Source organism: Brevibacillus sp. MS2.2, from assembly GCF_013284345.1.
Taxonomy (GTDB): Bacteria; Bacillota; Bacilli; order Brevibacillales; family Brevibacillaceae; genus Brevibacillus; species Brevibacillus brevis_C.
Genome location: NZ_JABSUZ010000058.1, coordinates 1 through 20,565, shown reverse-complemented (window position 1 = coordinate 20,565; position 20,565 = coordinate 1). Strand labels below are relative to the sequence as shown.

Here is a 20,565-nt window from a genome sequence, read left to right as displayed (position 1 = left end):
TATCGCTTCTACTGAACGCTTATGTTGTTCAAAAATATATTCATGACTATTTGCTGAGTCACCTGATAAATGGGGTAATCAGTGTACCAATCGCAGTCTGCTTCCTACAAATTTTTAGAAACAAAGGTATATTTGATAGTAAGAAAGGTGTTGAGTAGAGTGATAAAGAATAAAAGGTTAAAATTATTAATTATTCTAGGTGTGATATTTGTTATTGTTTTTAGTATCTTGTTTGGCGTGTCATCTATTGTACTAAACTCCAAGCACTCAGAGGAAATTGAAAACAAAATTACTTCAATTGGAGGTATCCTAGTTGACTATCAGAAAGTAAACGTACAAGAAAGTCCTTTTGCTAGTGATAGTCGGGGGGCTAATACAATCTATAGAGTTACCTATTCAAAAGATGGTATACAAAAGATTACATGGTACAGGGCAATAAACAATCCGTTAGATATTCATCATCCATCATCAAAAACTTTAGGTGAGGAATGGATTTTTGAAAAATAGCTAATAAGTGCACAAGCCCCAAGCGAGTAACCAAAACTCGTTTGGGGCTTCTTTAATTTATTCCTGAAAGAAGTAAAAAACTCTTGCAAAATACAAATTTATAGTAATATCAATTCAAAGAAATCAAACTATAAATTTATAGTATTCCTGTTTCATAAGAAAGGTGTGTAACCATGTTTAACCCCGAAATAAAAACTACCTTTCTTCAAGGATATAAAGAAAATACCCAAAAAGCTTATGCAAGAGTCTTCAACCTGACAATGAAGTTCGAAGTGGAAAAGGATAAGGATTTGCTCCACTTTACATTAGATGAGATTGAAACCGCCCTGCACAGCTTTCATGCTTCTACAGGAGACTCTCTTAATACGGCTGGGAGAACGATATCTGCTTACTTGAATTGGGCAAGGGGCAGAGGGGCTTAGAGAAGGTGCAAATCCACTGGAGTCCGTCTCAAAAGAATGGTTTAAGAACATGGTAGGAAACACCCATCAACAATTTATTACGAAGCAAGAAATCGATGCAATTATTGACCAATGTAATAACGATTAGGATTCAGTCATTCTGTCCCTGTTATTTGAAGGTGCGGGTGGAAAAGAGGTAAGCGAACTACGCAACTAAAACGTGAACAAGTAAGAATATGCAGGAGAGTATACAACGACGCAGGGTAAGTCTTTTACCAAGGTACAGGTCAAACGAATCATTGATTGTGAAGCCTTCTATAGGGGTATCTACCGCTACGGTCAGATTGAAGCAAATGGACTTCACCTAGCTATTATGTAGCGGAGGAAACAAACATGGAAACCCAATTTACTCATTCATAAACAAGAAGAAATACGAACTCTTGATAAGATTCAGACGTGAATAGGTACGCAATTAATTTTTGACTATGTTCAACAAGAGAACGCTGTATTAAACGTCGCTACCATAGAGGACATAATAAAAGCCATCTTTTAAGTGGAACTACATCAACGAGAATACTTGCTCCAAATCCGTTTATTGAAGGCATTGTCTAGCACCAAAGTGCAATCGTAATGATAGAAAAATAATGATATGAATGATATGAATGATATGTAAAGAATGTACGAGCTAAAGTATCCGTGCGTGTTCATCTTTGAATAATGCTTGTTCGGAGGGTGCTGGCATTCTTTTCCCTACAACTGGATTTTGGAACTATTTTAATAACTACCAAAAAGAATGTGAAGAATTTCAGAATGAGTTTCCCGATTATCATGTTAACCATGTAGAGATATTCATTGATAGTGTCTCCCTTTGTCTCACTAATTGGCCTGAGGATGGTTATAATCATGTGATCATTGTCGTTAGAATGCATTACAAAGATCAAGATCCGGAATCTCTTTTAGGGACTGAAAGTAAGAATATCTTAATTTTTCAACCACATGTGAGTTTACAACTCCATGTGGTTTTTTATATAAGAACCTCACCCTTTGACGATCGACGGGAACGGTTACACCAAGTCCCCCTTCGATAAAAGTCAGTTGCATCCCACCCGTTTTTTCCTACCAACAAACATATTTGAACCATAAAACAATGACAAAACTAGAATAATATGGTATTTTCTCTGTAAAAATATGTTACGTCTCGCGTATAATCTCGAGTCGCATGGAAGGGGATCGATAGATTTGCTCATAGCCGTAAACATGATCTTTCTACTTATCTTTGCCTTTATATTGGCAAAAGTTCTCACCCTATTAAAACAAACACGAGATCAGGTCCATCACTTCCACCCTTTCATCCCGGAAACAGGACCTGCAATCGGCACCAAATTGCAATCGCTACCTTTCCTCACGCTAAACGGTCAAGAACAACAACTACATCATCTGCCCCGTCCACTCATCGTGAACTTCACCCATACAGGCTGCGGGCACTGTGCCAATCACGTACACGAACTATTGTCCGAGGGAAGGGTACTCACAGATGCATCCGTGATCATCTCGACAGAATCCGAACAACTATCCACTTCCCAATGGCTGCAAGAAAACAACATATCCGGCATCCCTGTCTTAATTGGCAACGAACCTATGCTGGAGGCATACAAGATCAATCATTTCCCCAGCGTTTTGGTAATCGATGAGCAGGACGTCATTCGTGCCAAGCCGATAACCGCCGTGGAAACCAAAAAGAAGCTCCTGGCGCTAGCAGGTGAACCAGCATGAAACGTTCTTATTTTGCAAAAACCGTTCGCTTGATTTGGGCACATGGCAAGCTGTGGCTCATTTGTTCTATCGCTCTCAGAATCATCCTGGCATTTTCCCCGTTGGCTACGATCTGGATCATGAAAGAAATGGTGAATGAGGTCACTGCCATTGCGCTGGATCAGACGGATGATTACCAGCCATTGCTTTGGCTGCTTGCGGGATTGTTTTCAGTGACGCTGGTGACGAATGCGTTGGAAACGGTCTTACGTGTTCTCGATGCCCATACAGAGCAACGATTGGAATATCATCTGGAGCATTTGGTAGCAAAGAAAGCAGCATCTGTTCCGCTCTCTTATTTCGATGATCCGGAATTTTACAACCATCACCACCGCATCCGGGCAGAGGCAATGGGGGAACGCTTTCTGGACCCTGTGGAAAGGGTATTAGATCTCGGGAAAAATCTGATTACTCTGATTTCCTATGCGGTGTTTTTGCTTAGCATTCACTGGGGATTAGCTGTGATGAGCTTGTTAGCCGTGATCCCACTCTTAATCGTCCAAATCAAATTTGGTATGTCGGAATACTTTCTCGCAAGGCTACAGACGCCAGAGATTCGCGAAGCCTCTTACATCAGCTCAATCCTGAATGAGCGGGACAGCTCCAAAGAGGTCCGACTGTTTCAGCTAAAGGACTTTTTGCTAGGTAGATGGTCTCGCCTGTATTTGAAAAATATGAAAGAGGTACTTCGTCTCCTCCATCGCAGGGAAAAAGCGCTGATTCTCTCGGGGATATTTACCTCCTCGATGTATATTGGCTGCTTGGGATTGGTCGTATTGCTGCTTCGTGCGAGCGCCCTGAAGGTTGGGGATTTTGTAGCGATTGCACAAGCGGTACAGAATACGCAGCAGTTGCTTTCGTTAATGACCTTTAACCTCGCACATATTGTCAACAGATGCCTGTACATCGCTGATCTGTTTGACTTTCTGGAATATGAGGATAAAACGATTCCGCGGCTCACTGGCAAAGCGGAGTTTCCCAGCAAGCTGCAATCTGGTATTACGTTTGATCGGGTTTCGTTTTGCTATCCCAAAATGGAACGCAATGTGATCAATGAAGTTTCCTTTACGATTAATCCGGGGGAGCGTATTGCGATTGTTGGCGATAATGGCTCTGGAAAAACGACGCTCGTCAAATGCTTGATGGGACTTTATCCGATCCATTCGGGAGATATTCTGTTCGACAATCAGTCGATTCGTGAGCTCGATATTTCCGACCTGCAACGAAATATCACGGTCATTTTCCAAGACTTCATTCGGTACAATTTCACGGCTGGAGAGAACATTACCATTGGGAGAGTGACGCAGGAGATTAATCCCGCGCAGATGAGGCAAGTAGCGGTTGAGACCGGTGCAGATACCTTTATTCGCAAGCTCCCCAGTGGATACGATACGATTTTGGGTCGGACGCTACAGGATGGCGAAGACCTGTCAGGCGGACAGTGGCAGAAGATCGCGTTGGCTCGGGCTTTGTACAGAAGAGGAGAGATTTTTATTCTGGATGAGCCTACGGCGGCACTTGATCCGCAGGCAGAGCTGGAGGTATTTCAACAATTTGATGCTCTCACACAGAACAAGACGGCGATTTTTATTTCCCATCGGATGGCTGCGGCACGAATGGCGGATCGGATTTTTGTCATGAAGCAAGGTCAACTGATCGAAGTAGGGCATCATGATGAGCTAATGGATGCAAACGGAGAATATTCGCGCATGTACCGGATGCAGGCGAAATGGTTTGCGTAATGGAGGAGGGGTGTTATGGAAGAGCTTGGTTTGCTGTTTCGGCTGATTCTCGCATTTTTATTTCTCAGCACGTTTGTCTCAAAAATAAGCGATATGGGCACGCATTTGTCCATTGTGCGAGCCTATCAGATCATACCCTACTCGTGGTCCAAACTCTTTACGTATCTTGATCTGGTGTTGCAAGCCACCGTAGCGATTTCCTTGCTGCTTGGTCTTTTTACAACCCTGGGACTGTCCCTGGCGATTTTGTTACTGGGGGCGTACACACTTGCGATCAGTATCAATCTAGCAAGAGGCAGAAAGAAGATTTCTTGCGGATGCGGCGGAATGGCGGGAAACCATTTTTTATCGTGGAAGCTTGTTTTGCGTAACCTTTTATTCATCGGTCTGGCCGTTTATGTGGGGCAATGGAGCGGGGGCTGGGCGAGTGTTGACCAGTATTTCATGTCCGGCAGTTTCGAAATCACCAACGGGGTAATCGCTATCTTCTTTTCGAGTGTGTGCATCTCACTGCTCATGGCTATTAGCGGAGAAATCAGTACGTTCAAACATATTTTGCGAAAAAGGCAGGGATGAGCATGTCTACAGGCTGGATGATTGGGTTCGGGGTATTATGGGTGACGGTCATCGCGATTTTGGTCGTCTTGTTTCAAGTATTAAAGGTACTCGGGACGTTCATTAACAAAATGGAAGCAGCAGAAGAGAATAATAGAAGAAGCGACAAAAATATTACTTCTTGAAATTTCAGAAAACGCTTTCAATTTTCATATAAATATTGTATTATATTCCTATAAATACATTTTATGTAAAACGGGAGGTGATAAGCGTGTTCAAAAAATTACTCCAAAAGCTAGGAGCAAGCGCATTTGCAGGATGCCAAAAAGGATGCGTAAGAAATGGCCCTTTGTGTGAATGCCCTTGGTAGTTTTCCAGGCAAATAAGTAGAACAAGACTGTCTCGCAAGTAGAGAATTCTACTACAGGAGACAGTCTTGTTTTTTGAACAAATGAAAATTAACGTTGCAAATCTAAATGAAGCAAAGGAAACGGCCTTCCCGAACCATCCAGTTCAGATCGTCCTGTTTGCACAAACCCATACCGTTTGTAGAAAGCGTGAGCTCCTTCGTTTTGTTCGTTGACATCTACTTTCAGATTAGGGCCATACTTGCGTTCCGCATGTTCGAGTAATCTGCTGCCAATCCCTTTCCCGTGGTATTCTGGATCAACGAACAGCATTTCGATTTTCGGTCCATCAAGGCCAATAAAGCCTACAGGCTCTTTCTTTTCGTTTAGTTCCATCCATACTTCAACGGCAGATAGTGCTTTATTTTTTACCATGTTTTTATAAAACGCAATATCTTCTTTCGTCAAAAAATGGTGAGTACGGCAAACAGCACGATACCAAATCTCTACCAATTGATCACGATAGCTGGCTTCATAAACAACAGTTTTGGTATTCATCATGAAACCTCCCGATTCAAATTAAAAACAGAAAAGAGCGCTCTTGAGAGCTTATTATATAGAGTCACTAGGAACTTTCCTATCATGTTCACAGCTTTTCTATCCTCCCAGAATAATCTGACGATTGATAGGGGGGAAGGGAAGGGGAAGCTTACCTCGCCACAATCCCTCCAGGCACCTCCAAATACTCCCTCTTCTCCACGAACAACGGCTCTACAATCCCAAACTCATCCTTCAACTGCTTCATTTTCTCCCGAGCCTCAGATTCCGTACGATAATACCCTGCCTCAACAAAGTATCCACCTTGGTTGTCCTTCAAAACTCGCATATTGTCCGCGACCAACAGAGATTCCTCCATAGCCCCGAGCGTCTCTCCATACGGCACGGAAGCGGTCCGCACCGAGTACACAGGCTGCTGCTTTTCTGGCGTCACTTCTTTTGGCGAAATCGTAATCACAATCTGTGCCGGTTCCTTATACTCTTTCACCTCATAAGCAATCGCTTCCTTAAAGGTCACATTAAACCGCACGAGAGAATCGTCCAATGAAATAATCTCGTAGGCATCTTCGATATACGGACTTTGCTTCAATGTCTCGAAATCTTTGACAGCCGAAAATCTTCTCGCACCACCAACAGCAAACGTCATCGTATTCGGGTATTCAGTAAAACTCACGTGGAAGGAGCTGGCGTTCTGCTGTACCTCATTATCCTGGGTAAAGTTCAAGATGATGTTTTCCTGGTCTCCTTGCTTCTGGACTGTAATGAAGCTAACATCTACGGCATCCTGAGGAGTACCGCCGCCTGCATTGCCTTTATTGAATTGCAATATTTTCACCAGCTTGCCGAGACCAGGAACGTTTTCCAAAGCACTTGCAAAAGCGGGCATCGTGTTCACGCTGACCGTGAAAAGAACAAAGACAGTAGCTGCGCTTACGCCAGCGTGCTTCAACCAACGGGTTCTTGCTTTCGCGCGTTTTCGATGAAGCTTCCCGCGATCGATGGCTTGCTGGGTGACTGCCGCCAACTCTTCGGGAATTTCAATATCGTGATAGGCTTGTTTGTAATCGTCCAACTTTTTATCCAAGAGATTCACGCTCCCCAATGTTCACTTTCAATTTCTCCAGCCCGCGGTAAATGATCGACTTTACGGAACTGAGGGGTATGTCTAGCACATCGGCAATGTCCTTGATGGGCATGTCTTCGAAATATCTCAGCATAATGACCGTTCGGGATTTCTCATCGAGTTGGCCCAAGGCATCATGCAAGTCGATGACATCTTCCCGCGGTTTCTGCTCGTAGCTTCCTTCATGCTCTTTATCCATATAAACGACTTTTTTTGCTTTGCGAATGTGATCCAATGCGCAGTTGACGGCGATTTTGGTCAGCCACGTTTGAAAATATTGCGGCTGCTTTAATTTGTGTACAGAGATGAAGGCGCGGTAGACAGTTTCCTGTACGATTTCCAGTGCGTCTTCCTTGTTTCGTACATAAGTAAAAGCCATGCGATATATTTTTTCTCTATTCTCTTGGATCAGAAGCGTAAAGCTGTCTTCATCACCGGAAATGGCTCTCTGTGCCAGTTCAGTTTGATTCACGATACTGCACACCCTCCTTACTGAATACGTTAGGTTCTTCCTTCTACCCGAAAATAATCCCGCAGTGATAGACACACTGCGGGAGCGTAGTTCCTTTTTCTCCTTACTTCAATGGAAGCACCATTTTATTTTTCATTGCGCCGCTTTCTTGATCGATTTCAAACAGTTCGAGGGTGCTTGGCTTATTTTTGGACAGATTGCTCAGCGGAATGACAATCTCCTTGGAGAATTCACCCCATTCCAGGCCGCCTTTCGATGCTGTTCCAAAGCCTATGGCAACGACCTGTTCGCCTTGCTTCACGGCATACTGATAGGTGCCTTCGAAAACGCTAGCTTCGCCAGATACGGTATACACGACAGACGGTGCCGCAAGCTTCAGGTTACGAAAAACTTTGGTGTTTTTTACTGTATCGGAGCTATCTAATGGAATCGAAAGCTTGTTAATGATCGCGCCATTCTCTTCATTGATTTCAAACATCTCGAGCATCAAGGGCTCGTTTCCGATCAGCTCACTTCTTGCAATCTTAATCGTTTGCGCAAAAGTTCCCCATTCCGGGCCACCTTTTGAAGCAGTGCCGTACCCTTTTGCCAAGACGTGCTTCCCTTGCTTGACTGCGTATTGGTACGTTCCTTCAAAAACACTTGCTTCCCCTTTTAAGGTGTACAAGAGAGCAGGCTCCGCTAGTTTGATATTCCGGAACATATTCTGCTTGGCTGCTTCGTTTGCTTTTGTTTCTTGCTGCGTGGTTGCTGGGGGAGTAGCCTGGTTAGCCCAAGTCGTGCCGAGAACTCCAGCAAAAACAGAGCAAGTCAAAATAGAAGCCGCAAATACAGTGATCGTTTTTTTATTCATGGTGAGTTTCTCCCTTATATGGCATATGGCCGTTATGATTAATTGTTTTTTTGTTGTAGCTTCATGAAGTTTACATGGGTTAGACGGGGGAGGGACGCAAAAAGACGCAAGAGATTTTATGGGAAAAAACGGGAACTTCTTGCTCTATTTAGCAGAATTTTTAAAATATTTCAGACATCGATTCGCAGATTGAGCTATACTGTTTTTATGGAACAATCTTCTATTAGTGGGGGCGGAAAGAATGAAGAAACTCGTTTCTCTAGCGGTCGTTGCAAGTATTGCAATTCCGTTACTGAGTCCGACTTTTGTCCAACAAGCTGCTGCAAACGCTATTCATGATTATCGTAACGAAGTCCAGGTCAACCAGTTCCGTCCACATGGGGGAGATAAGCAGGAAGTGGGTGATTTCATAGCGTCCTTGGTAAAGCAACGATCCAATCCTGCTGAGATAGCAAAGCTGGTGGCAGATGACTCCTTGACGAATTTTGCGATGAAAACCTATGTAGAAGGATTGGCGCAATACAAAAACATTCAGGTGATCGAAGCAAAAGTAGACAAGCTGTACACCGTCACGAAGGAGGACGCTTACAATAACTACCGCGCGATTGTGAAATTCAAATACGTCGGGTATACCGCAGATAACAAGGCCATTGAAAAAACGGATTATCTCGGCTTGGCCAGACTCGGGACAGACCCGGTGAACTGGAAGGCGTGGGGCGTCATTTGGCAGGACTCTGGCATCGATGTGTCAGATGTGAAGCTGTTTCAGTTGGAGAAGCCACGCAAAGGTGAAGAAGTATGCGTGATCACGACTGATGCCGGTGTGATCAAGCTGAGACTGTTCCCGAACAAAGCTCCAAAAGCAGTGGAAAACTTTAAGACTCTCTCGAAAAAAGGGCAATACAACAATATGATTTTTCACCGTGTGATCAACGATTTCATGATTCAGGCGGGAGATTTGAAAGGGCCGGACGGCAAGGAGCTGCCGAGTATTTACGGCGATTCGTTTGAAGACGAGTTTAGCCGGGATCTGTTCAACTTCAGGGGAGCGCTCAGTATGGGGAACGCTGGACCGAATACGAACAGCACGCATTTCTACATTGTACAAAGCCCGAAGGTAGATCAGGAGTACCTCGATTTGTCGGCGCTACCACTGAACGCAGAAGCGAAGTATAAAGAAATTGGCGGACGAGCTTACCTCGACAATCGCCACACTGTTTTTGGTCATGTATTTGCAGGGATGGAAGTGGTAGACAAGATCGCTGCCCAGAAAACAGATGAGAATGCCAAACCCCTCCAAAATCCGATCAAGGTACAAAAGATCGAATTCGTCCCCTATAACGAATAAGTTCCGCCAGCAAAGCAAAAACCCCCTCTCATTCCTGTCATTTGGGATGACGGGGGTTTGTCAATGAAGGGGAGATACAAGTCAATAAGGCTCCCAGCGCAGTTTTCGTGCTTTCTCGAATCGCTCTTCCACATATGGCCAATTGACGATATTCCACCAGTTTTCTACATACTTGTCTCGCTGGTTTTGATACGCCAGGAAATAGGCATGCTCCCATACGTCCAGCGCCAGTAGCGGAATCACATCCCATTGTGACAGGTTCTGGTGCTTTTCGGCTGTAAGAATCTCCAGATGATGTGTTCGAGGGGACCAAACGAGGATCGCCCACCCAGGACCTTCTACCTTTTTTGCCGCCTGACCAAATTGTCTCTTAAAGGCGTCATACGATCCGAAATACCGATTGATTGCCGCTGCAAGATCACCAGAAGGTGTGCCACCGCCATTTGGACTCATGGATGGCCAAAAGATCGTATGCAAGTAATGACCGGCCCCATTAAAGGCTAGCTCGCGTTCCCAATGGCGTATGAGATCGAAGTTGCCGCTTTCTCGAGCCTCTGCCAGCTTCCGTTCTGCTGTATTGAGATCGTCCACATACTTCTGGTGCAGTTTGGTGTGATGGATTTGCATGGTAGCTTCATCGATGTACGGCTCCAATGCGTTGTAGGCATAAGGAAGCGGAGGGAGGGTATGTCGGCCGACAGCTACGGGGCGTGCTGCACGGACTGGCTCGCGTGCACCGGGATAGGAAACGGGTTCTGGCACAACAGGCACTTGTACTTCTTCCACCACTGCTGGCTGTGCATTCATTGATTCCTGAACAGGTTCCTTCCCTTCTCCTGCCAAATTTTCCTCATCTTCGCTCAACTGAGCCAGTCGTAAAAAGTGATGGAATTGCTCCTGCACTTGTTCTGCGCGAGTGATGAGAGCAGGTAGCTCGTCGCTTTCTTGTGTTGAACCCAGCTTGGATGCTTCCCTTCCGATCCGTGTAAATGTTTCTTCGAATTTGTGCAGATGCCGTTCGAGTTCTCGGTTGAGGGGCTTGTGTCTTCGCAAATGCTCGATCCATTGTCGGCCCCATTGGCTCCAGTCCAGCAAATTCTTGGCTTCTTCTACCAAAAGATTCTCCTCCTCGTGGGCACATCATCTCTCCCCACATTATGAAAGGCGCCTAGAGAAGGTGCGACATTTGCGGAGTACAAGAAATTTCATCTCCGCATATGGTAGTAGCACAAATGTTTGAGTGGTATGCTGTACTATATTCATTTCAACAGGGGAGACACATTAGCATGAGTAGAGAACGAGCGATTGCCGTTATTGATTCAGGAGTGGGAGGATTAACTGTTGCGAAGGAAGTCATGCGTCAGCTACCCGAAGAACGGATTGTTTATGTAGGCGATAATGCCCGTTGTCCGTATGGCTCCAAATCGCCGGAAGAGATTCGTGCCTACAGCTTTCAAATGATCGATTATGTGATGCGTACACCGTTAAAAGCATTGGTGATCGCCTGTAATACTGCGACCGCTGTCGTGCTGGAGGAAGCGATGGAGGATTTGCCGCTGCCCGTCATTGGGGTGATTGAGCCAGGCGCACGTGCGGCTGTTCAAGTCACGAAAAATGGAAGGGTTGGTGTCATCGGGACGGAAACGACCATTCGTACCAAAGCGTATGAGCGTGCGCTTTTACGGATTCAACCGGATTTATACGTCGCTGGCATGGCTTGCCCCGCATTTGTGCCACTGGTGGAGAGCCACATGGCGAACTCGGAGGAAGCAAGAAGAGTTGTAAAAGAAACGCTTGCCCCGTTCTTGCACGAAGATTTGGACACGTTAATTTTGGGCTGTACACACTATCCGTTGTTAGCACCAGTCATTTCGGAAGTGATGGGAGATCGAGTGCGCTTGATTAACTCCGCTGAAGAGACAGCGCGAGAATTGTCCCTGCAAATTGCGACGGACGCCGAAAGCAAGCAAATAGAACGCCCGGAACATCTGTTTGTGACGAGTGGGGACGCCCACACATTCCGGACCATTGCAGAAGAATGGCTGGATTGCAAAGTGAACGTCCAGCACAACTCATTGGAAAAATCCGTCCATCCCTGATGGAAGATCCTTGTCTGGCGAGACAAACTTTCAACGCATAAACCCAAGCCTAGCTCGTATACATGGTAGTACAAAGTGTCTGGAGGAGGCTGGGGAAATGAAGATAAAGCACATCGGGAAAATGACGGCCGTGCTGGGGGTTAGCGCAGTGCTTTTGTCGGGCTGCGGTCTCTTTGGCCCGGAAAAGGAAACGATTAGTATTGATGCACCGCCACAGTCAGAGGTATCAGTTGATTTGCCAAACGGCACGCCGTCCCCGGATGCTGCAAAAGAAGGCGCACAACCGGTCGTTCAGGAGACTGGAGAGAGAATGGTATATTTGCAGGATGCTAACGGATATATCGTTCCTGTCTCGATGACTCTTCCGAAATCAGAAGGTCCCGCCAAACAAGTATTGAGCTACATGGTAAAAGGTGGTCCGGTAGAGAGCATGCTCCAGGGTGGCTTCTCCGCTGTCTTGCCGAAAGGGACAGAAGTAAAAGGACTTGTCATCAAAAACGGCGTAGCCACTGTCGATTTTTCCAAAGACTTCAAAACGTACGAGGAGAAGGACGAAAAGAAAATTGTCGATGCAGTCACCAGGGCGTTGACGGAATTTAGCAACGTCAAAACTGTGCAAATTTGGGTGAACGGAACGCCGTTGACGGAAATGCCAGCAGCCAAAACACCCATAACGCTATTAGACCGGAATCAAGGAGTCAATCTCGAACTGGGCGATGGGGCGGTACCAGGAGATACCTCCAGCGTAACGGTTTATTTCCAAGGACAGTTGGATGATACACGTACGTATTATGTCCCAGTCACTCGCCTGGTTCCTGAAACGGCTGATATCGCCAAAGCAACCGTAGAAGAGTTGATCAAAGGACCGAAACAAGGATCTCAGCTCTTTAGTTCCTTGCTCCGTACGACACGTGTTCTGGATGTGAAGCAGGAAAAAGATTTGGTGACGGTCAATTTGAGCAGTGACATCCTCAAGTATGACGATGGCAAGGAAGCGAGCCCAGAAGCCCTGCAATCGCTTGTCTTGTCATTGACAGAAACGACAGGAGCCAAGCAAGTGCAGCTGCTGGTGGAAGGGAAACCGCTAGCCAGTGGCGAGTTCACCAAGCCAGTGAGCCGCCCGATTCAACTCAATCCCATACAGATGTAAGAAACGAGCCACGCCCGTATTAACGAGCGTGGTTTTTGTTCGCCAATTGTACGTCGTCACTAGCGCGTACGGCCCTCCGAATAACAAGTCCAAGCACAAGCGATGGGATCGTGACAAAAAGACCTGCCACAAAGCCGACTATGCGTGGGTCTGCCATCGTCAGAATCCAACCGCCAAGGAGCATGGACAGACCGATCAGGATGTTTGAGATCGTCGCATCCAAGGCAAATACTCTGCCATGGTAGCTGGGGGTGACATGGCGCATGATCAACGTATTCAGGCTGGCGTTCCCCATTCCTCCCGCGACGGTGGAGAGCGCAAAGAACAGTGCCGTTACATAAATCGTGGGTGAAAAGCTGGTCAATAGCAGTGCAAAGCCTTCCAAAGCGAAGCTGCTCGCAGCCACTTCGTTAAAGTATCGTTGAAAGCGCTGAGCGAGCATCCCCCCGATGATGAAGCCAAGTCCGATTGCACCATACAACAGACCAATTCCCCATTCACCGGCAGAAAACACTTGATAGGCATAGACACTGATCAGGACATTGATAATCCCCCCGCCGATTGGCCATACGGCTTTTAGCAACAAGATGGCGTACACAATCGGTGTGGATGTGATGGCGCGGATCACCTCTCCGTAGGTAGAGACTTTAGCAGCCTGCCGCAATTGCACGTTAGTAACGGAGTCGTTTGGGGAGGCGGGTACCTTCAGCCTAGCCAGAAACAGAGCCGAGGCGAAAAAGGAGAGGGCATTGAAAAGAAAAGCCAGATCACTTCCCCAGAGTGCAACAAAAATACCGCCGATCAACGAACCGATGGCCATGACAATTCCAAAGGTACTTTGATCAAGTGCGTTCGCCGTCGCCAATTCCTCAGGGTCAACGATTTTGGGGAGCAGGGACATTCGAGCCGGATTGTAGAGCGACGAAAAGGCAACCAACAAGAACGTCCCCTCATAGACGATCCACAAATCTGACTTTTCTGACACCAACAGAAATGAAAGAGCAATGAATCCGCGAACGAGATCACAGGCGACCATCACTTTTTTTCGATCAAAACGGTCTGCCATTAGACCACCAAGCGGACCAAAAATCAAGTGAGGCAGCGTACGTAGTGCGAGGGTAATGCCCACAGCGATAGCTGTTCCTGTTATTTCGAGCAGCAAGGCGAGCACAGCAACGCTGTTAAACCAATCTCCGATTCCGCTTAAGAAATTGGCCGTTAAAAGACGCCGTAAATTCGGCTTTTTCAAGAGAAACAGGAAGCTCATAAGCAGATTCACCTACAATCAAATTAATTGAATATCTAATTAGATGATATTTAAATTGATTGATGGACGCAAGTAATTTTTGTATGAGGGAGGAAGTGACAAGAATATTTGCAATTGACGTAAATAAGGAAGAGGCGTTTGTGCAGTGGCAGATCGTTTCCTGCCTCTGGTATAATGAGCGGAGTGTAACAAAGCGATTTAGGAGGAACTTGGAATGAGAGTGGATGGCCGTGCCCATGATCAATTGCGCCCTGTAACGATTACGCGCAATTACATTAAACACGCAGAAGGATCGTGCCTGATTGAAGTCGGAGACACAAAGGTGATTTGTACGGCGACTTTGGAGGACCGGGTACCGCCTTTTATGCGTGGTGGCGGGAAGGGCTGGATCACAGCCGAGTATTCCATGCTTCCCCGAGCAACAGCGACCCGCAACGCGCGTGAGTCGTCCAAAGGAAAAGTCGGCGGACGAACAATGGAAATTCAGCGTCTGATCGGACGTGCTCTACGCTCCGTTGTGAACCTGGAAGCAATGGGTGAACGCACCATTTGGTTGGATTGCGATGTCATTCAGGCAGACGGAGGTACACGGACAGCTTCGATTACTGGAGCCTTCGTAGCAATGGTAGACGCGATGCAAAAGCTGGTGGATAGTGGCACCTGGAAACAGTTGCCGCTCAACGACTTCCTGGCAGCCACCTCCGTAGGAGTAGTCGGCGAGGAAGCAGTGCTCGATCTCAACTACAAAGAAGATTCTACAGCGATTGTCGACATGAATGTCGTTATGACGGGAAAAGGAAAGTTCGTCGAGCTGCAAGGAACAGGGGAGGATGCTCCGTTTTCACCTGAACAGCTACAAGAAATGATTGCCCTTGCAAAAGTCGGCATTGACAACTTGATTAACAGTCAAAAAGAGGCGCTCGCAGATGTTACGCTCTCTTTTGCACAATCAGTAGCGGAGGAAAGTCATGCCTAATCGAAAAAAAGTCGTTCTCGCAACACGTAACCAGGGAAAAGTGAAAGAATTCAACAGGCTGTTTGCAGATGCAGGCTGGGAAGGAATTAGCCTCGCTGAATTTGACGGTGTGCCAGAGGTAGTAGAAGACAAGGACACCTTCGAAGGAAATGCCCTGAAAAAAGCAATCGAAATCTCTACATACTTGAATATGCCCGCCCTCGGTGACGATTCTGGTCTGGAAGTAGATGCGCTGGAAGGACGCCCTGGCGTTTACTCCGCGCGCTTTGCCGGGGAAGATGCAACAGACGAGCAGAATTGGCGTAAATTGTTGAAAGAGCTGGAAGAGGTGTCGACGCAGGAACGCACAGCTCGCTTCCGTTGTACGTTGGCGTTGGTGATTCCGGGCGAAGAGCCAATCATTGCCACTGGCGCTTGTGAGGGCGTGATCGCGCGTGAGCCAAAAGGTACAAACGGCTTCGGATATGATCCGGTATTCTACATCCCATCGATGGACAAAATGATGGCCGAACTCATGCCAGAAGAAAAGAACCAGATCAGCCACCGCGCTCGTGCCATGCAACAACTGCTTGAAATTATCAAGTAGACAAGAGAGAAAACAGGAGAGTGAGGTGTGATGGGAATTCTCATCATGAGCGATAGCCACGGCTTGGTTCGGGAAGTAAGCCAGGTCGTCAACCGACATCATGTCGAAAAAATTTTGCATTGTGGCGATTTTTGTGTCGACCATCAGCGCGAGCCGTTTTCCAACATGACGCTTGTCCGAGGCAATTGCGATTCGACAGAAGAGGTGCCGACTGAGCAAGAGACCGAATGGCGAGACCTTCACATCCTGCAAACGCACGGACATCTTTTCGGAGTAAAAGGCTCTCTTCTGCGCCTTCATTACCGTGCAGAAGAGGTCGGAGCAAATGTAGTCGTATTCGGTCACTCTCATGTACCTGTCTGTGGCGTAGAGAGAGACATCTTGTTTCTGAATCCGGGCAGCCTGCAAATGCCGCGCGGTTTCCACGTACCGACATATGCTCATTTAGAAGAGACAGGAACGAGTCCGACAGAAGTTTACATATCAGTGGCGTTTTATGATCATGTAGGCAACCTGGTTTCACAATTGGGAGGGAACTATTCTGTTCGTCGACCAATCAGGTCTTCTTGAAAACTAAAAGATTTGTGCTATACTAGAATGGTTATAATGGCTAGAATATTATCATCCGAGCCTGCGAAGATACCATGGCGCGGCTGGCGATGTTCTGTTGATTCGATTTAGGAGGGGAAGTTTACGTGGCAGCAAATTGGGAAAAGGTAGAGAATAACCAGGGAGTCCTGACGGTTGAAGTAGATGCTACGCAAGTAGACGCAGCATTAGATCAAGCGTTTAAAAAAGTGGTTCAAAAAGTTCAAGTTCCAGGATTCCGTAAAGGAAAAGTACCACGCAAAATGTTCGAATCCCGTTTTGGTGTAGAATCTCTGTACCAAGACGCTCTTGACATTCTGCTTCCAACTGCATACGGACAAGCTGTTCGTGAAGCTGGTATCGAGCCAGTAGATCGTCCAGAAGTAGACGTAACGCAAATGGAACAAGGGAAAAACCTGATCTTCAAAGCGACTGTAACTGTGAAGCCTGAAGTAAAGCTGGGCGACTACAAAGGTCTGTCCATCGAAGAAAAAGACTTCTCTGTAACAGAAGAGAGCGTTGACGCTGAACTGAAGCGTATGCAAGAGCGTCATGCTGAGCTCGTTGCAGTAGAAGAGGGTGCCGCACAAACAGGCGATATCGCTGTAATCGATTTCGAAGGCTTCCAAGACGGAGTAGCTTTTGAAGGCGGTAAAGCGGAAGATTACTCTCTGGAACTGGGTTCCGGTACTTTCATCGCAGGGTTCGAAGAGCAACTGGCTGGCTTGAACATCGGCGAAGAAAAAGAAATTACCGTAACTTTCCCTGAAGAGTACCACTCTCCTAACCTCGCTGGTAAAGAAGCGGTATTCAAAGTGAAGCTGAACAGCCTGAAGCGCAAAAACCTGCCTGCTTTGGATGATGAGTTTGCCAAAGATGTGAGCGAGTTCGACACGCTGGAAGAGCTGAAAGCAGACACCAAGAAAAAACTCGAAGAAAAAACAGCGCAAGAAAAAGATCAATATGTTCGTGAGCAGCTCGTTCTGAAAGCAGCTGAAAACGCTGAGATCGATTTGCCAGCAGTAATGGTTGAGCATGAATTGGATCAAATGGTAAATGAATTTGGTCAACGTCTGCAATACCAAGGCATGACGCTGGAACTGTACTACCAGTTCTCCGGCATGGATGAGAGCCAACTGCGTGATCAATTGCGTGCAGACGCAACATCCCGCGTTCGCACTTCCCTGACTTTGGAAGCAATCGGCAAAGCAGAAAACATCGAAGCAACAGAAGAAGACGTAAACGCAGAACTGGATAAACTGGCTGGTGTATACGGCCGCCCAGCTGATGAGCTGCGCAAAATCTTCTCTGCACAAGATGGCATGGCTGCTCTGTACCGCGATGTGCAAACTCGCAAAACAGTAGATTTGCTGGTTGCAGAAAGCAAAGTAACAGCATAAGCTTAGAAGAACGCATGATTGGTCAGTGGGCAGGCTAACCCTGAGCGCTGGCTGTCAAGACCACAAGGCACGAGTGTATCGTGCCTTGTTTTTCCACCATTGACTTTTTTCGGCAAAGGAGGAAAATACATAATGTTAATCCCTATGGTCATCGAGCAAACAAGCAGGGGCGAGCGCTCCTATGATATTTACTCGCGCCTCCTGAAAGACCGGATTATTCTCTTGGGCACCGAGATTGATGATGAAATCGCCAATCTTGTTGTTGCTCAGCTACTTTTCTTGCAGGCAGAAGATCCGGACAAAGACATATCGCTATACATAAACTCTCCAGGTGGTTCTGTTACAGCAGGAATGGCCATCTATGACACCATGCAGTACATCAAACCGGATGTGTCCACGATTTGTGTGGGCATGGCTGCCAGCATGGGTGCGTTCCTGTTGGCTGCGGGTGCAAAAGGCAAGCGTTTCGCTCTTCCAAATGCCGAAGTGATGATTCACCAACCGCTCGGTGGTGTGCGTGGCCAAGCAGAAGACATTCGCATTCATGCGGAGTGGATTATGAAAACGAAGCGCCAGCTAAATGAGATCTTGTCTGAGCGGACAGGTCAGCCTTATGAACGCGTAGAGCAAGATACAGACCGCGACAATTTCATGAGTGCAGAAGAAGCAAAGGCCTACGGATTGATTGACTCTATTATTGAACGCAAAAACTGACCCGTTGTGAGGTGAAGCGCATGTTTAAGTTTAACGACGACAAAGGCCAACTGAAGTGTTCCTTCTGCGGCAAGTCCCAGGAACAGGTGCGCAAGCTGGTAGCTGGTCCTGGTGTTTACATTTGTGACGAATGTATCGAACTGTGCAATGAAATTGTACAGGAAGAACTGGGCACTGAAGAAGAAATCGATATGAAAGAAATTCCAAAGCCAGTGGAAATTCGCAAAATCTTGGATGACTATGTCATTGGTCAGGATATGGCGAAGAAGTCCTTGTCTGTAGCGGTGTACAACCACTACAAACGGATTAATTCCGGGGCGAAGATCGAGGATGTGGAGCTGCAAAAATCCAACATCATGCTGATCGGTCCGACTGGTAGCGGAAAAACATTGCTCGCGCAAACATTGGCGCGCATTCTGAATGTACCTTTCGCGATTGCGGACGCAACTTCTCTGACAGAAGCAGGCTATGTGGGTGAAGACGTTGAAAACATCTTGCTCAAGCTCATTCAGGCTGCTGACTATGATGTTGAGAAGGCTGAAAAAGGAATCATTTACATCGACGAGATTGATAAGGTAGCCCGCAAATCGGAAAACCCATCGATCACGCGTGATGTATCTGGTGAAGGCGTTCAGCAAGCGCTTTTGAAAATTTTGGAGGGGACGGTTGCGAGTGTTCCACCACAAGGCGGACGCAAGCATCCTCATCAAGAGTTCATCCAAATCGACACGTCGAACATTTTGTTCATCTGCGGTGGTGCATTTGATGGCGTCGAGCAGATTATCAAGCGTCGTTTGGGTAAAAAAGTCATCGGTTTTGGTGCAGACTTCGGCGATGGCGTAAAAGGCGATCTGAAAGCCGGAGAATACCTGAAATACATTTTGCCGGAAGACCTGCTGAAATTTGGTCTGATTCCGGAGTTCGTCGGTCGTTTGCCAGTACTTGCTACTCTGGAGCCACTGGATGAGGAGACGCTTGTGCGTATCCTGACAGAGCCGAAAAACTCTTTGGTGAAACAGTACCAAAAACTGCTGAGTCTCGACGGTGTTGAGCTGGAGTTCGATAACGGTGCGCTCATGCAAATCGCCAAAGAAGCGATTAAGCGCAATACTGGTGCGCGCGGACTGCGTGCGATTATCGAACAAATCATGCTCGACATGATGTATGAACTGCCTTCCAGAGAAGACGTCAACAAGTGCGTCATTACTGAAGAAACGGTTCGCGACAAAGTGAAGCCGCAACTGTTGACCAAAGAAGGCCAGGAATTGCACGAAGAAACAGCATAAGTATTGTCTACACAGACCATCTCGTGATAAGCGAGGTGGTTTTTTTGTTGTTGGTTTACGTCTACGCTTGCGGGGCAATACTACTTGATATCGTTCAAGAGAAGCTTTACATATGCACAAAACGGTCATGAACGTGTTCCCTCACTTCGGGGGACAAAAGCTGACCGCAAGCGAAGACGCATGGGAGGGACTGCATATGGACTATACGACATTGGTCATTGCTGTCATTGAAGTGGTTGTTGGTATCGTGATCGGCACCTACTTTTGGAACTTGCTGCGAGCGCAGAGAAACACGAAAACCTCAACCGAAAAGGAATCACGCAAGGATCTTGATTCCATTCGTAAAATGAGAATGGTTGCGTTGACAGAGCCTCTGTCAGAGAGAACAAGACCAGCGACTTTGGAAGAAATTGTCGGACAGGAAGATGGGCTTCGTGCGTTGCGTGCCGCTTTGTGTGGTCCCAACCCACAGCATGTCATTATTTATGGGCCACCTGGTGTAGGCAAGACCGCAGCGGCTAGGGTCGTGTTGGAAGAAGCGAAGAAAAATCAGCTATCGCCGTTTTCTTCTGATGCCAAGTTTATTGAAATCGATGCGACGATTGCTCGTTTTGATGAGCGCGGGATTGCTGACCCGTTAATCGGTTCTGTACATGATCCGATTTATCAAGGGGCAGGCTCGCTTGGGCAGGCGGGTATCCCGCAACCAAAGCCAGGCGCTGTGACGAAAGCGCACGGTGGCATGCTTTTTCTTGATGAAATAGGGGAACTTCATCCTGTG

The 20,565-nt window shown here is 46.8% G+C and carries 22 protein-coding genes and 1 pseudogene; 17 read left to right on the top strand and 6 right to left on the bottom strand.

The window, feature by feature from the left end:
* Positions 1–159: 159 nt before the first annotated feature.
* The 7 genes and pseudogenes from HP568_RS28580 (at position 160) to HP568_RS28555 (ending at position 5,202) form a co-directional block, all read left to right on the top strand.
* Positions 160–507 carry a hypothetical protein gene (locus HP568_RS28580; RefSeq protein ID WP_173630871.1) on the top strand — a complete coding sequence of 116 codons (348 nt, stop codon included), beginning with the start codon at positions 160–162 and terminating at the stop codon, positions 505–507.
* Between the two features lie 173 nt (positions 508–680).
* Positions 681–929 carry a phage lytic cycle repressor MrpR family protein gene (locus HP568_RS28575; RefSeq protein ID WP_173630870.1) on the top strand — a complete coding sequence of 83 codons (249 nt, stop codon included), beginning with the start codon at positions 681–683 and terminating at the stop codon, positions 927–929.
* 226 nt (positions 930–1,155) lie between these two features.
* Positions 1,156–1,287, top strand: a pseudogene (locus HP568_RS29940) (recombinase family protein); the annotation flags it as partial.
* An 878-nt stretch (positions 1,288–2,165) separates the two neighbouring features.
* Positions 2,166–2,681 carry a TlpA family protein disulfide reductase gene (locus HP568_RS28570; protein ID WP_254551596.1) on the top strand — a complete coding sequence of 172 codons (516 nt, stop codon included), beginning with the start codon at positions 2,166–2,168 and terminating at the stop codon, positions 2,679–2,681.
* The gene (locus tag HP568_RS28565; RefSeq protein ID WP_173630868.1) at positions 2,678–4,462 is read left to right on the top strand and encodes an ABC transporter ATP-binding protein; all 1,785 of its coding nucleotides are present in this window, start codon (positions 2,678–2,680) and stop codon (positions 4,460–4,462) included. The genes HP568_RS28570 and HP568_RS28565 overlap by 4 nt, the downstream gene beginning before the upstream one ends.
* A 15-nt stretch (positions 4,463–4,477) precedes the next feature.
* Complete coding sequence (locus HP568_RS28560) at positions 4,478–5,038, top strand: MauE/DoxX family redox-associated membrane protein (RefSeq protein WP_173630867.1); 561 nt, start codon at positions 4,478–4,480, stop codon at positions 5,036–5,038.
* Positions 5,035–5,202, top strand: a complete 168-nt coding sequence (locus HP568_RS28555) for a hypothetical protein (protein WP_217366829.1) — start codon at positions 5,035–5,037, stop codon at positions 5,200–5,202. Before HP568_RS28560 ends, HP568_RS28555 begins: the two co-directional genes overlap by 4 nt.
* A 273-nt stretch (positions 5,203–5,475) precedes the next feature.
* On the opposite strand, the gene HP568_RS28550 is transcribed toward HP568_RS28555, so the two are convergent.
* The 4 genes from HP568_RS28550 to HP568_RS28535 form a co-directional block, all read right to left on the bottom strand.
* Positions 5,476–5,922, bottom strand: a complete 447-nt coding sequence (locus HP568_RS28550; RefSeq protein WP_173630866.1) for an acetyltransferase — start codon at positions 5,920–5,922, stop codon at positions 5,476–5,478.
* 151 nt (positions 5,923–6,073) lie between these two features.
* On the bottom strand, positions 6,074–7,015 hold the full coding sequence (locus HP568_RS28545) for a DUF4179 domain-containing protein (RefSeq protein WP_309142243.1): 942 nt from the start codon (positions 7,013–7,015) through the stop codon (positions 6,074–6,076).
* Positions 6,999–7,517: a sigma-70 family RNA polymerase sigma factor gene (locus HP568_RS28540; RefSeq protein WP_048032061.1), complete on the bottom strand. Its 519-nt coding sequence runs from the start codon at positions 7,515–7,517 to the stop codon at positions 6,999–7,001. Before HP568_RS28540 ends, HP568_RS28545 begins: the two co-directional genes overlap by 17 nt.
* A 103-nt stretch (positions 7,518–7,620) precedes the next feature.
* The gene (locus tag HP568_RS28535) at positions 7,621–8,370 is read right to left on the bottom strand and encodes a Gmad2 immunoglobulin-like domain-containing protein (RefSeq protein WP_173630865.1); all 750 of its coding nucleotides are present in this window, start codon (positions 8,368–8,370) and stop codon (positions 7,621–7,623) included.
* Between the two features lie 241 nt (positions 8,371–8,611).
* Here HP568_RS28535 and HP568_RS28530 point away from each other — a divergent pair, with 241 nt between their 5' ends.
* Positions 8,612–9,718 carry a peptidylprolyl isomerase gene (locus HP568_RS28530; RefSeq protein WP_173630864.1) on the top strand — a complete coding sequence of 369 codons (1,107 nt, stop codon included), beginning with the start codon at positions 8,612–8,614 and terminating at the stop codon, positions 9,716–9,718.
* A gap of 81 nt (positions 9,719–9,799) precedes the next feature.
* On the opposite strand, the gene HP568_RS28525 is transcribed toward HP568_RS28530, so the two are convergent.
* Positions 9,800–10,834, bottom strand: a complete 1,035-nt coding sequence (locus HP568_RS28525; RefSeq protein WP_173630863.1) for a superoxide dismutase — start codon at positions 10,832–10,834, stop codon at positions 9,800–9,802.
* A 170-nt stretch (positions 10,835–11,004) separates the two neighbouring features.
* On the opposite strand from HP568_RS28525, the gene racE reads away from it, so the two are divergent.
* Together racE and HP568_RS28515 are read left to right on the top strand one after the other, a co-directional pair.
* Positions 11,005–11,817 (top strand): glutamate racemase, encoded by an 813-nt coding sequence (gene racE, locus HP568_RS28520; RefSeq protein ID WP_048032065.1) that lies wholly within the window; start codon positions 11,005–11,007, stop codon positions 11,815–11,817.
* Positions 11,818–11,914: 97 nt separating this feature from the next.
* A complete protein-coding gene (locus HP568_RS28515) occupies positions 11,915–12,967 on the top strand; it encodes a GerMN domain-containing protein (protein WP_048032066.1) in 1,053 nt (350 codons plus the stop codon).
* Positions 12,968–12,986: 19 nt separating this feature from the next.
* On the opposite strand, the gene HP568_RS28510 is transcribed toward HP568_RS28515, so the two are convergent.
* Positions 12,987–14,234 (bottom strand): MFS transporter, encoded by a 1,248-nt coding sequence (locus HP568_RS28510; RefSeq protein WP_173630862.1) that lies wholly within the window; start codon positions 14,232–14,234, stop codon positions 12,987–12,989.
* 214 nt (positions 14,235–14,448) lie between these two features.
* Here HP568_RS28510 and rph point away from each other — a divergent pair, with 214 nt between their 5' ends.
* From rph to HP568_RS28475, 7 genes are all read left to right on the top strand, one after another.
* Positions 14,449–15,210, top strand: a complete 762-nt coding sequence (gene rph / locus HP568_RS28505; RefSeq protein ID WP_048032068.1) for a ribonuclease PH — start codon at positions 14,449–14,451, stop codon at positions 15,208–15,210.
* Entirely contained in the window at positions 15,203–15,796 is a 594-nt protein-coding gene (locus HP568_RS28500) for an XTP/dITP diphosphatase (RefSeq protein WP_048032069.1), read from the top strand. The genes rph and HP568_RS28500 overlap by 8 nt, the downstream gene beginning before the upstream one ends.
* 30 nt (positions 15,797–15,826) lie before the next feature.
* The gene (locus tag HP568_RS28495) at positions 15,827–16,366 is read left to right on the top strand and encodes a metallophosphoesterase family protein (protein WP_048032070.1); all 540 of its coding nucleotides are present in this window, start codon (positions 15,827–15,829) and stop codon (positions 16,364–16,366) included.
* A gap of 125 nt (positions 16,367–16,491) precedes the next feature.
* Complete coding sequence (gene tig / locus HP568_RS28490; protein WP_048032071.1) at positions 16,492–17,784, top strand: trigger factor; 1,293 nt, start codon at positions 16,492–16,494, stop codon at positions 17,782–17,784.
* A 132-nt stretch (positions 17,785–17,916) separates the two neighbouring features.
* Positions 17,917–18,498 (top strand): ATP-dependent Clp endopeptidase proteolytic subunit ClpP, encoded by a 582-nt coding sequence (gene clpP / locus HP568_RS28485; protein WP_007722241.1) that lies wholly within the window; start codon positions 17,917–17,919, stop codon positions 18,496–18,498.
* A 20-nt stretch (positions 18,499–18,518) separates the two neighbouring features.
* The gene (gene clpX / locus HP568_RS28480) at positions 18,519–19,784 is read left to right on the top strand and encodes an ATP-dependent protease ATP-binding subunit ClpX (protein WP_007722243.1); all 1,266 of its coding nucleotides are present in this window, start codon (positions 18,519–18,521) and stop codon (positions 19,782–19,784) included.
* 196 nt (positions 19,785–19,980) lie between these two features.
* The coding region (locus HP568_RS28475; protein WP_173630873.1) for an ATP-binding protein at positions 19,981–20,565 on the top strand (585 nt) is incomplete at its 3' end.